A 12,150-nucleotide genomic window follows, 5' to 3' on the forward strand; every position below is an offset into this window, starting at 1 on the left:
TCATAAGACTGCTTGCAGAACTAGAACGCGTACTAGTTCCTTCCGCGGGCGCCGGGACGCCCCCTGCGGAAGCGCGAGGAGAGGACGAGCTCATGGCCGCGGAACCCGTCATCGTCGAAGCCGTACGCACCCCCATCGGCAAGCGCGGAGGCGCGCTCGCCAATCTGCATCCCGCCTATCTGCTGGGCGAGACCTACCGAGAACTTCTCGGACGCACCGGCATCCCTGCGGACTGCGTGGAACAGATCGTCGGCGGTACGGTCACCCACGCCGGCGAACAGTCCATGAACCCGGCGCGCACCGCCTGGCTCACCGTGGGACTTCCGTACGAGACCGCCGCCACCACCGTGGACTGCCAGTGCGGCTCCTCGCAGCAGGCCTCCCACATGGTCGCCAACATGGTCGCGGCCGGAGTCATCGACATCGGCATCAGCTGTGGTGTCGAGGCGATGTCGCGCGTGCCGCTGGGCAGCGGATCCAAGCACGGCCCGGGGAAGCCCTGGCCGGACGAGTGGAACGTCGACCTGCCCAACCAGTTCGAGGCTGCCGAGCGCATCGCCCGCAAGAGGGGCCTCACGCGGGAGAACGTCGACTCGCTCGGGTTGATCTCGCAGGAACGGGCGGCCGTGGCCCGGGCCGAGGAGCGGTTCAAACGGGAGACGTACGCGGTCCAGGTGCCGACCACCGAGGAGGAGCAGGCGGCCGGTCAGGGCATGTGGCGCCTCGTCGACCGGGACGAGGGGCTGCGGGACACCACGATGGAGGGGCTCGCCCGGCTCAAGCCGGTCATGCCCACCGCGATCCACACCGCGGGCAACGCCTCGCAGATATCCGACGGCGCCTGCGCGATCATGTGGGCGTCCAAGCGGATGGCGCGGGCCCTTAAGCTCAAGCCGCGCGCCCGGATCGTCGCCCAGGCGCTCGTCGGTTCCGACCCGCACTTCCACCTCGACGGGCCGATCGACGCGACCCGCGCGGTGCTGGGCAAGGCCGGGATGTCGCTCAAGGACATCGACCTCGTCGAGATCAACGAGGCGTTCGCGTCGGTGGTGCTGAGCTGGGCCCAGGTCTTCGAGGGGGACCTCGACGGGCTCGCGAAGGTCAACGTCAACGGCGGCGCGATCGCGCTCGGCCACCCGGTGGGCGCCACCGGGGCCCGGCTCATCACCACGGCACTGCATGAACTGGAACGCCGCGACAAGGAGTTCGCGCTCATCACCATGTGTGCGGGCGGGGCACTGGCCACCGGCACGATCATCCAGCGGCTGTGAGGATTTCCCCCGGCCGGGGTGGTGGTGTTAGGTGCACCCCGGTCGGGGGGCCATGCCGCTGTCGGCGCCGCTCGCGGTTGCATAGCGTCACGGCCATGGAAAACAAGAACAGCAAGACGTGCGGCAACACCCCTTCTCCCAGGAAGGGTTGGTCTGGTGCCCGGCGGGGACTGGCGGTCGCCACGGTCGTGGCCATCGCCGCCCTCGGCGCCCCGTCCGCCGTGGCCCAGCAGGCCGGACCGGCGGACGGGGGCTCCCACATCACCCGCGCCACCGGACGGGGAACGCTCCTCGCCATCACGCCCGTCGCCGCCCTCGACCGCACCGACGTCAGTGCCTTCCTCGCCTCGGGAGGCATCGACACGGGCACCGTCCGCTACGGCGTACGCGCCTACCGCCTCACGTACCGCACCCTCACCCCGCAGGGCGAACCCACCACCGCCACCGGTCTGTTCGTCCTCCCCAGAGGGGGCGCCGACCGCCTCGATCTGGTCTCCGACACCCACGGCACGATGGTCCACCGCGACTACGCGCCCTCCGTCGGCGAGGACTTCGGCCGGTTCGCCCCGTACCTGCACGCCTCGGCCGGTCGCGCCGTCGCCGCGCCCGACTATCTCGGCCTCGGCAAGGGGCCGGGCCCGCACCCGTACATGGACACCGCGTCCTCCGTCACCGCCTCCCTCGACATGCTGCGTGCCTCCCGCACCGCGGCGCGGGAGCTGGGACGACCCCTCACGGGCGAGGTGTACGCCAGCGGCTTCTCCCAGGGCGGTCAGGTCGCGACGGCTCTGGCCAAGGCCCTCGCCGGCGGCGCGGACCGGCACTTCAGGCTGCGGGCACTGGCGCCGGTCTCGGGGCCGTACGACCTCCAGGGCGCGGAGACGCCCGCCATGTTCGACGGCCGGATCAACGACATCAGCGCGGTCTTCTACATGTCGTACTTCATCACCGCGCAGAACCGGCTGCACCCGCTCTACAAGGACCCGTCGGAGCTCTTCCGTGAGCCGTACGCGGACGTCGTCGAGAACCTCTTCGACACTCACCACTTCGAGGAGGACATCATCCCGGCGCTGCCCGGCACGCTGAAGGAACTCCTCACCGACAAGGCCTATCAGGACCTGCAGCATCCGACGGGAGTGCTGCGCGATGTGCTGAAGGCCCAGGACGGTCAGTGCGACTGGAAGCCCGAGGTGCCCGTGCGGCTCTACTCGTCAGCTGCGGACCGGGACGTGGCCATCGCCAACTCCCGCAACTGTGCAGCCGACTTCGCCGCGCACGGTGCGCGGGTGCCGGTGATCGACCAAGGGTCGACCGATCACAACGGGACCTTCATGAAGTCCGGCCCGCAGATCGTCCGCTGGTTCGACACGATCGGGGCAGCGGGGCCGCGTCACCGCTGATCGGGCCGGGCCGGACCTGGAGCCGGTGGAGGGCCGACGCGGCCGGCCGCTGCGAACCGAGACCTCGTACCGGACCCGGGCACGGGGAAGACCCCGACCGGAAACCCGGTGGGGGTGTTCCCGCGCTGCGGCCGGTGGACAGCCCTCAGGGGACCTCGAATGCGGCCTCGGCCTCGAAGGCCGCGCGCCGCGTGGCCCGGCGCAGTGCCTTCAGCAACGTCCCGCCGACGACTAGGGTCAGCGCCATGGTCAGCACGGCCCGTCCCAGGTCCCAGCCCAGCGAAGTGGCCAGGCAGTACGCGAGGAAGCGGACCAGGTTCTCGGGCAGCGGGTCACCGGGATGGAAGGAGATGCCCGAGCCGAGGCCTGGCACGATCGTCCAGCCGTACAGGTTCATCACCGTGCCGTACGCGAACGCCGCCACACCTCCGTAGGCCGCTAGCATCAGCAGCTCGGCCCGCCCGCGCAGCCGGTCCGGGCCCGGCAGCAGCCCGGCGCCCATGGTGAACCAGCCCATCGACAGCATCTGGAACGGCAGCCACGGGCCCACCCCGCCGGTGAGCAGCGCGGACGCGAACATCGTCACCGAGCCGAGCACGAACCCGAAGCCCGGGCCGAGCACCCGGCCGCTCAGCACCATCAGGAAGAACATCGGCTCCAGACCCGCCGTCCCCGCGCCGAGCGGGCGCAGCGCGGCGCCGACCGCGGCGAGCACACCCAGCATCGCCACCGCCTTCGCGTCCAGGCCGGAATCCGCGATCGTCGCGACGACCACCCCGACCAGCAGCGGAAGCAGCGCGGCGAACAGCCAGGGCGCGTCCTGGGAGTGCGCGAGGCCGGAGTCCGCGCCCGCCAGCAGCGGCCAGCCGATGGCGACGACACCGATCGCGCTGATCAGGAGGAGCGCGGCGATCGCACGCGGCCCGAGCCGCACCGCCCGCGCCTGCCGGTCGCCCGAGCGCCGGACCCTCGGTGTTTCGGCCGCTCGTACGGCCCGTTCCCGGTGCGTCATGCTTTCGCCCCCAGTGCCGCGCGTACCTGTGGCACGGTCAGCCACTCCTGCGGGGCGAGGATCTTCGCGGTCTGTGGTGCGAACGCCGGGGACGAGACCACGACCTGCCGGGTCGGCCCGTCCGCGACGATCTCCCCGTCGGCAATGATCACCACCCGGTGGGCCAGCTCGGCGGCGAGCTCCACATCGTGGGTGGCCAGGACGATCGCATGGCCCTCGGCCGCCAGACCGCGCAGCACGCCTATCAGGCGGGCCTTCGCCGCGTAGTCCAGGCCACGCGTCGGTTCGTCGAGCAGCAGCAGCGGGGGCCGCGCGGTCAGCACGATCGCCAGAGCCAGGGCGAGGCGCTGCCCCTCGGAGAGGTCGCGCGGGTGGGTGTCGTCCGGCACGTCCGGCAGCAGCTCGGAGACCAGGGCCCGGCAGCTGCCCGCCGCGGCGCCCGCGTCCGTGTCAGCCGTCGCGCACTCGGCGGCGACCGTGTCCGCGTAGAGCAGATCGCGCGGTTCCTGCGGTACGAGTCCGACCCGGCGCACCATGTCGCGCGGCGGCGTACGGTGCGGGGCCCGGCCGCCCACGTGGACGGTGCCGGCCGTGGGCTCGACCGTGCCGACGAGGGTGGCGAGCAGTGTGGACTTGCCCGCGCCGTTGCGGCCCATCAGGGCGACGGTCTCGCCGGGCGTGACGGAGAACGTCACCCGGCGCAGCGCCTCGACGCGACCGCGCCGCACCCCCAGACCCTCGGCCCGGACGGTTGCTTCCCCTGCGGGAACCGGAGCGGGCTCTGCATCGGGTGTGCGACGGCGGCCGAACAGCCCACGCCGTACCGGGGCGGCGGGCAGCGGTGCCGGGGCGGCGGGCGTCGCCGCCGGGACGGCCGACGGCGGCTCGGCCGACGCCAGCCGTTCCCGCAGCCCAGTCGCCCGGCGTCGCGCATCACGCACGGAGAGCGGCAGCGGTTCCCAGTCCGCCAGCCGTCCCAGCGCGACCACCGGCGGGTGGACCGGGGACACGGCCATGACGTCGGCGGGCGCACCGGTCACGGGTGCGGCGCCCGGCGACGGCAGGAGGACGACCTGGTCCGCGTACTGGACGACGCGTTCCAGCCGGTGCTCCGCCATCAGGACCGTCGTGCCCAGGTCGTGCACCAGCCGCTGGAGCACCGCGAGGACCTCCTCGGCCGCCGCCGGGTCCAGGGCGGACGTCGGCTCGTCCAGGACCAGCACCTTGGGGTGCGGGGTCAGCACCGAGCCGATCGCGACCCGCTGCTGCTGGCCGCCGGAGAGCGTGGCGATCGGCCGGTCGCGCAGTCCCGCGAGGCCCAGCAGGTCGAGGGTCTCCTCGACCCGCCGCCGCATGACGTCGGGGGCGAGCCCCAGCGACTCCATGCCGTACGCCAGCTCGTCCTCGACGGTGTCGGTGACGAAATGGGAGAGCGGGTCCTGGCCCACCGTGCCGACCAGATCGGCGAGTTCGCGCGGTTTGTGGATACGGGTGTCGCGGCCGTCGACCGTGACCCGGCCGCGCAGCGTGCCGCCCGTGAAGTGCGGCACGAGACCGGAGACGGTCCCCAGCAGCGTCGACTTGCCGACCCCCGACGGACCGACGAGCAGCACCAACTCGCCCTCTGGGACCGTCAGATCGACGCCGGACAGGGTGGGGTGCGCCGTGCCCTCGAACTGCACCGAGACCTGCTCGAACCGGATCATCACTGTCCCTTCTCGGAGTGCGCGACGGGAGCGTCGGCCGGACCACCCGCCGGTGGTGGCGCGGGCGCCACCACCGCGGGCAGCAACCCGATCAGCACCGCCGCCGCGGGCCACAGCGGGAACACTGGCGCGACCAGGGGGACGACCCCGGGGTGCAGCGCCTCCGGGTCGACGCTGCCCGCCAGGATCATCGCCGCCGCGACCACCGCACCCGACCCCGCCACCAGCCAGGCCCGCACACCCCACCGGTCGGGCCGGTAGCGGGTACGGACCGAGCGGGCGCCGCCGAGCCGCAGCCCGGCCGCAGCGGCGACGAGCCCGGCGAGCAGCAGCGGCAGCCCGTAGACCGCACCCTGCGAGGCCAGCAGGCCGTACGTACCGGCGCAGACCCCCAGCAGACCGCCGAGGGTGAGGACGTTCGTGGTGCGCCGGACGGCGGGTGGGACCTGCGCCGTACGCCCGTACCCGCGCGCGTCCATCGACGCCGCCACCGCCACCGACCGCTCCAGCGCACCCTCCAGCACCGGCAGTCCTATCTGCAGAACGGCCCGGATGCCCCCGGTCGGGCGGCCCCGCAGTCGGCGTGCGGTGCGCAGGCGCGCCACATCGGCGACCATGTTCGGCGCGAACGTCATCGCGACGACGACGGCGACTCCCGCCTCGTACAGCGCACCCGGCAGCGACTTCAGCAGCCGGGCCGGGTTGGCGAGCGAGTTCGCCGCGCCGATGCAGATCAGCAATGTGGCCAGCTTTGCCCCGTCGTACAGCGCGAAGAGCAGCTGCTCGGCGGTGACCCGGCCGCCGATCCTGACGCCCTGCGCCCAGTCCGGCAGCGGGACTTCGGGGAGGGTGAACACCACGTGCGTGCCGGGGATCGGCGAGCCGAGGAAGACGGAGAACAGCAGCCGAACGGCGACGACGAACAGCCCGATCTTGATGAACGCGCCGTACGAACGCGCCCAGGGCGCGTCCGTACGGCGCGCCGCCACGACATATCCGGCCACGCCCACCAGCAGTCCGAGCAGCAGCGGATTGCTGGTCCGGGACGCGGCGGTGGCCAGCCCGAGCGCCCACAGCCACCAGGCCCCGGCGGGCAGGGCATTGCTGCGGGTCGCGGTGGGCGCCCGCAGTGCATGGCTGAGCCGGGCCGCGCCGGGGGAGGCGGTCATCCGCGTCGGCGGCGGGCCTGCAGGACGGCGGCGATACCGAGCAGCAGGACGGCACCGAGCCCGACGAGCACCCCGGTGGACGGACCGCTGCGCCCGTTCCCGGGGTGGGTGGACGAGGGAGAGGCGGACGCCGTGTGCCCGCTGCCGGAGACCTGCTCGCCGCAGCCCGAGGCGGGGTAGCCGGTGATCGCGCAGAGCAGGGCGTCGCTGCTGTAGCGCAGCGGCTTGGCCACCGAGGCGAGCGCCTCGGCGGTGCTCGCCCCGGGGGCGACCTGCGCGCAGGCGGTGCGCAGCGCGGGCGGCGTCTCCCCGGCCGGGGCGTCCGCCGGTGTGCCGGGGTCGATGACGAGCGCGACGCGCTTGGTGCCGTCCTTGGCGGGGGTGTCCGCGCAGACCGTCGCGAAGTCGGGGGCGCGGCGCGGCTTCGCCGAGTCCTGGGAGTCCTCGCTCACGGAGAACCGGAAGCCCTGCACCGCCCCGTCGGCGGGCCGGACGAGCGAGGGGCCCTGGGTGGCATAGGCCCAGCCGGACCCCTGGCCCTCCCAGAACGACCAGTAGCGGTAGCCGGCCGCATGAGCGGTGCCCGCGCCGAGCACGGTCAGAGCGGCGCCGAGCACCAGCAGCAGCGCGACGGCCACCCGTCCGCCGAACGCATTCCCCGCACGATTCCCCGCTCGGTTCACGGCTGCTGGGGCTTCCGGCGGCTGCTGATCAGGAAGCCGATGCCCGCACCGGCGGCGAGGCCGATACCGACCAGCCACCACACCCCGAGACCGGCGTCGTCGCTGGTGCCGTCCTCGGCCGAGAAGTCGTCCGGGGTCGCACTGGGCGTGATGACGGCAGCGGGCGCGGGACCGCTCGCGTTCAGCTCCTGGACCAGGTCGACGCCGCCGAAGTCGTGGGCGTCGGCGCCGGTCGCGTGCGCGGCCAGGACCAGCTGGGCGTAGGCGGCGGGGCCGCCCTCCTCGGCCCAGCTCCTGGAGTTCTTCTGCAGCCAGCCGAGCGCACCGGCCGCCTTGTTCTTGTGGCCGGCGGAGGCCAGGGCGACGACGGCGTCCGCGGTGTTGCTGAAGTCGGGCTGCGGGGTGGTGTCGTCGGCGCCCGGCATCGGCGGCAGGTTCAGGTGGTTGCCGTTCTTCGCGAGGGCGCCCGCGAGGTAGAAGGCGCCGTTCTGGGCGGCCTGCTCCGGCTTGACGACGTCGCCCTTCCGGCAGGCCGGCGGCTTGCCTTCGACCACGGCGTTGTCTCCGGCGGCCAGCCCCTTGCCCATCGAGCCGAGCACGGCGGCCGCGGTGGCGTCCGCGTTCGCGGCGAGCTTCCCGGCCTTGTCGGGCTGGTACGCGAACGCGCCGCCGTCCGGGCCGCCGCACGGGATCGCGAGCGCGAGCAGCGCGTCGTACGGGGTTTTGCCGCCCGGATTCGTGATGTCGCCGATCCGCTGGCCCTGCCGGGCCAGCGCGCCGATCACGATCGAGGTGGAGTTGGCGTCGCTGGGGGAGCCCGGGTTGTAGCCCCAGCCGCCGTCCTCGTTCTGGATGGACTTCAGCCAGCGGACGCCGTTGTTGACGATGTCGCCGTGCCCGCCGACCTCCGCCAGCGCCTGCACCGCGGCGGCGGTCGCATTGGTGTCCAGCGTGGTCTTGGCGTCGCACGGCTTGGAGACATCGGCGCGGTACGAGGCGTAGGCGCCGTTCGCACACTGCTGGGCGATCAGCCAGTCCACCGACTTCGTGGCGGGCACGACCCCCTCGACGCGCTGGGCGAGGAATGCCAGCGACTGCCGCCAGACCCCGTCGTACGTCGGGTCCTTGGTGCCGTACAACCCGGAGGGCAGCGCGACGGACGGGGTGGGGGAGGGGGACGGCGCCGCGACCGCGGCCGGGGCAGCGGCCGCACTGAGCACGGTGGCGGTGGCGGCGAGCGCTGCTGCGCTGCGGCGTACGGTCATGGCGGGCTGAGCCTCTCCTGTGGGGAACCGGGCACAGGCACACTCAGGCACCAGGCTCCGGCCCCGTATTCCTCGACGGTGCCGGTCACCGGGGTTCCGGTGACGCGAGCCGGTCACGACCGCGGACAGGGCAGCCCGACTCACCGCTGTGTCGGCGGCTCACGGTTGCGTGGTCAGTGCCGGATTTGCACCGGCTTCCCCCTGAACGGGCATGATGACGACTCGCACACTCTACCGGGACGTAGCCTGCTCACCCCGGGCGGAGGGCTGCCTCACACAGCGACGTACGTCACCGGCCCGCTGCCCGGCACCGCCTCCGCGCGCCCCAGCTTCACCAGCCGGCGCACATGAGCCTCCGCCTCGGAGACGGCGATGTTCCGCGAGCCGTACGGGATCTGTTCCCAGGGCCGGTTCCACTCCATCCGCTCGGCCAGTTGCCACGGCGTCAACGGGGTGGCGAGCAGGGCGAGCAGTCCGGTCAGCCGCTCCTCGTGATGGTCGAGGAGTTCCCGTACGCGCCCCGCCGCGTCCGCGAACGCGTACTGGTGGGCGGGCAGCACCTCGGCGACCCCGAGTCGGCCGATGCGTTCCAGCGAGTCCAGGTAGTCGCCCAGGGGGTCGGTGACCGTCGCGTCGTCCGGGTCCTCGTACAGCCCGATGTGGGGGCTGATCCCGGGCAGCAGATGGTCGCCGGAGAAGAGCCGGCCGCGGCCGGGCAGATCGGCCGGATGGTCCTCCTCCAAGTGCAGGCAGACATGGCCGGGGGTGTGGCCCGGCGTCCAGATCGCCCGGAGCCGCCGGCCCGCGAGGTCGAGCAGTTCGCCGGGGACGATCTCGCGGTCCGGGAGGGCGGGGCGCAGTCCGGGGAGCGTGCGCGTCCGGCCGCTCGTGCGGGCGGCGCGCAGCGTGGCGAGGTGCTCCTCCGGTGCGCCGGCCGCGGCGAGCTTCGGCGCGAGGTAGGTCAGCCAGGTGCCGGGTTCGGACTCACGGGTGCGGCGCACGATCGCGGTGTCCGCGGCGTGCATCGCGATCCACGCCCCCGAGGCCTCGCGGACCTGTCCGGAGAGTCCATGGTGGTCGGGATGGTGGTGGGTGATGATCACGCCGTGGATGCCGGCGATGTCCACGCCGACGGCGGCGACTCCGGCGACCAGGGTGTCCCAGGCGTCGGGGTCGTCCCAGCCGGTGTCGACGAGGACCGGCCCGCGGTCGGTGTCGAGAGCATGCACCAGGGTGTGGCCGAGCGGGTTGTCCGGGATCGGCACCTTGATGGACCACACGCCGCCGCCGTGCTCGGTCACCTGTGTCATGGGGCTTCCCCTCTCCCGTCCCGGCCCGCGGCTGTGGTGCGCCATGCCCACTGTAACGAGAACTCGTTCCATTAGTAGCCCAGGACGACTATCGGCTTCGGATCAACGGGTCTGCGAGGGACCGCAGTTCCCCCGGCTGCCGCGGATCGAAGGGGAGGGCATGCTGTGAGCCCCGCCATGGAGCGATCGCCAGGGCGGAGCGCCGACGCCTCTCGGATCACGCCGGTCTCGTGGGGGATGTCCGATGCGTGGACTCCTGGAACTGGAACTGATATCAGTTCTGACACAGAGTCAGGTGTGAAGTCAGGTGCGGAGTCGGTACGTGCCGGGTCGCGGGAGGCAGCAGCCATGACCGAGCTTGTGGAACACGGAAAACTGTTCATCGGCGGGGAGTTGGTCGATCCGCTCGGCCAGGGCGTCATCGAGGTGATATCGCCCCACACCGAGCAGGTCATCGGCCGGGTGCCGCACGCCTGCGAAGCGGATGTGGACCGGGCCGTCACCGCTGCCCGCCGGGCCTTCGACGAAGGGCCCTGGCCGCGCGCGTCCCTGGACGAGCGGATCGAGGTGGTCACGCGGATCAAGGACGCGTTCGCCGTGCGGTACGAGGAGATCGCCCGCGTCATCAGCTCCGAGAACGGAACTCCGTACAGCTCCAGCGTGATGGTGCAGGCGCTCGCCGCGATGATGGTGTGGGACGCGGCGATCGCCGTCGCCCGCACCTTCCCGTACGAGGAGCGCCGCGACGGCGTTCTCGGGCCGCTGCTGGTGCGCCGGGAGCCGGTCGGGGTGGTCGCGGCCGTCGTGCCGTGGAACGTCCCGCAGTTCACCGCCGCCGCCAAGCTCGCGCCCGCCCTGCTGGCCGGCTGCTCCGCCGTGCTCAAGGTTTCGCCCGAATCCCCGCTGGACGCCTACATCCTGGCTGAGATCGCCGCCGAGGCGGGGCTGCCGGAGGGGGTGCTGTCGATCCTTCCGGCCGACCGTGAGGTCAGCGAGTACCTGGTCGGGCATCCCGGCGTCGACAAGGTGTCGTTCACCGGCTCGGTCGCGGCGGGCCGCCGGGTCATGGAGGTCGCCTCCCGGAACCTCACCCGTGTCACCCTGGAGCTCGGCGGCAAATCCGCCGCTGTCATCCTTCCCGACGCCGATCTGGACACGGCCGTCGCGGGCATCGTCCCGTTCGCCTGGATGATCAACGGCCAGGCGTGCGTCGCCCAGACCCGCATCCTCGTCCCGCGCTCCCGCTACGACGAGACCGCCGAGGCGTTCGCCGCCGCGGCGGGTGCGCTGAAGGTCGGTGACCCGCTCGACCCCGCCACCGAACTCGGCCCCCTGGTCGCGCAGCGCCAGCAGCAGCGCTCCCTCGACTACATCCGGATCGGTCAGGAGGAAGGTGCCAAGGTCCTTACGGGCGGCGGCCGTCCGGCCTCCCAGGAACGCGGCTGGTACGTCGAGCCGACCCTCTTCGGATCCGTCGACAATTCCATGCGCATCGCCCGCGAGGAGATCTTCGGACCGGTCATCTGCCTGCTGCCGTACGGCGACGAGGCGGAGGCGGTGAAGATCGCCAACGACTCCGAGTACGGGCTCAGTGGCAGCGTCTGGACCGCCGACACCGAGCGCGGCATCGACATCGCCCGCCGGGTGAGGACGGGCACGTACAGCGTGAACACCTTCAGTCTCGACATGCTCGGGCCGTTCGGCGGCTACAAGAACTCCGGCCTGGGGCGGGAGTTCGGACCCGAGGGGTACAGCGAGTACTTCGAGCACAAGATGATCCATCTGCCCGCCGGGTACCAACCCGCGCAGCCCGGCCCGCAGGAGGCGTGATGGGGGACCGCTGGCATGTGGAGGTCGACCGGAGCGTCTGCATCGGCTCCGGGATGTGTGTGAGCCACGCTCCGGACGGATTCCGGCTGGACTCCGCCCGTCAGTCCCACCCGGGCGATCCGGAGACCGACGCCGATGAGCGGGTGCTCGCAGCGGCGGAAGGATGTCCCGTCGAGGCGATCACGCTGACGCTGGCCGATTCGGGCGAGGTGGTCTTCCCGCCGGAGGACTAGGGCGTGTTTCGAAAGGAGCGTCGTCCGCCCGTAGGGCGTGCCGGACGCCGCCTGGCAGACGGGGCTTTCGAAACACGCCTGGTCCCCTTCCCGGCAAGCTCTGCCCCGTCGCGCCGCCCGGCACGCACGCTTGCCGCGTTGGCCACAAGCCCTGGTAGCTCCTTCCCCAAGCTCTCAGCTTCGTTCGAGCAGGGGAGGAGCTGACGGCGGAGCAGCGGGCGACGCTGGACGCGGCCCACTGAGTGCCCGTCGTCGGGCCCGGGCCCGACGA

General features: G+C 72.5%; 10 protein-coding genes and 1 riboswitch. Of the genes, 4 read left to right on the plus strand and 6 right to left on the minus strand.

The window, feature by feature from the left end; all coding sequences use genetic code 11:
* Nucleotides 1–92 precede the first annotated feature (92 nt).
* Together AB0N06_RS09890 and AB0N06_RS09895 are read left to right on the plus strand one after the other, a co-directional pair.
* Nucleotides 93–1,271, plus strand: a complete 1,179-nt coding sequence (locus AB0N06_RS09890; protein ID WP_366134188.1) for a steroid 3-ketoacyl-CoA thiolase — start codon at nucleotides 93–95, stop codon at nucleotides 1,269–1,271.
* A 95-nt stretch (nucleotides 1,272–1,366) separates the two neighbouring features.
* The gene (locus AB0N06_RS09895) at nucleotides 1,367–2,671 is read left to right on the plus strand and encodes an alpha/beta hydrolase (RefSeq protein WP_366134189.1); all 1,305 of its coding nucleotides are present in this window, start codon (nucleotides 1,367–1,369) and stop codon (nucleotides 2,669–2,671) included.
* Between the two features lie 145 nt (nucleotides 2,672–2,816).
* On the opposite strand, the gene AB0N06_RS09900 is transcribed toward AB0N06_RS09895, so the two are convergent.
* From AB0N06_RS09900 to AB0N06_RS09925, 6 genes are all read right to left on the minus strand, one after another.
* Entirely contained in the window at nucleotides 2,817–3,683 is an 867-nt protein-coding gene (locus tag AB0N06_RS09900; RefSeq protein WP_366134190.1) for an ECF transporter S component, read from the minus strand.
* Nucleotides 3,680–5,389, minus strand: coding sequence for an ATP-binding cassette domain-containing protein (locus tag AB0N06_RS09905; protein WP_366134191.1), 1,710 nt, complete (start codon nucleotides 5,387–5,389; stop codon nucleotides 3,680–3,682). The genes AB0N06_RS09900 and AB0N06_RS09905 overlap by 4 nt, the downstream gene beginning before the upstream one ends.
* Complete coding sequence (locus AB0N06_RS09910; protein WP_366134192.1) at nucleotides 5,389–6,558, minus strand: energy-coupling factor transporter transmembrane protein EcfT; 1,170 nt, start codon at nucleotides 6,556–6,558, stop codon at nucleotides 5,389–5,391. The genes AB0N06_RS09905 and AB0N06_RS09910 overlap by 1 nt, the downstream gene beginning before the upstream one ends.
* Nucleotides 6,555–7,196: an SCO2322 family protein gene (locus AB0N06_RS09915; RefSeq protein ID WP_366134193.1), complete on the minus strand. Its 642-nt coding sequence runs from the start codon at nucleotides 7,194–7,196 to the stop codon at nucleotides 6,555–6,557. The genes AB0N06_RS09910 and AB0N06_RS09915 overlap by 4 nt, the downstream gene beginning before the upstream one ends.
* 41 nt (nucleotides 7,197–7,237) lie before the next feature.
* Nucleotides 7,238–8,506: a prenyltransferase/squalene oxidase repeat-containing protein gene (locus AB0N06_RS09920; RefSeq protein ID WP_366134194.1), complete on the minus strand. Its 1,269-nt coding sequence runs from the start codon at nucleotides 8,504–8,506 to the stop codon at nucleotides 7,238–7,240.
* Between the two features lie 106 nt (nucleotides 8,507–8,612).
* Nucleotides 8,613–8,747, minus strand: a riboswitch (cobalamin riboswitch).
* A gap of 31 nt (nucleotides 8,748–8,778) precedes the next feature.
* Complete coding sequence (locus AB0N06_RS09925; protein WP_366134195.1) at nucleotides 8,779–9,816, minus strand: MBL fold metallo-hydrolase; 1,038 nt, start codon at nucleotides 9,814–9,816, stop codon at nucleotides 8,779–8,781.
* Between the two features lie 348 nt (nucleotides 9,817–10,164).
* Between AB0N06_RS09925 and AB0N06_RS09930 the strand changes: the two genes are divergently transcribed.
* Both AB0N06_RS09930 and AB0N06_RS09935 read left to right on the plus strand, forming a co-directional pair.
* Entirely contained in the window at nucleotides 10,165–11,646 is a 1,482-nt protein-coding gene (locus AB0N06_RS09930; protein ID WP_366134196.1) for an aldehyde dehydrogenase, read from the plus strand.
* Entirely contained in the window at nucleotides 11,646–11,879 is a 234-nt protein-coding gene (locus AB0N06_RS09935) for a ferredoxin (RefSeq protein WP_366134197.1), read from the plus strand. Before AB0N06_RS09930 ends, AB0N06_RS09935 begins: the two co-directional genes overlap by 1 nt.
* Nucleotides 11,880–12,150 lie beyond the last annotated feature (271 nt).

Source organism: Streptomyces sp. NPDC051020, from assembly GCF_040683105.1.
In the GTDB taxonomy this organism is placed as follows: domain Bacteria; phylum Actinomycetota; class Actinomycetes; order Streptomycetales; family Streptomycetaceae; genus Streptomyces.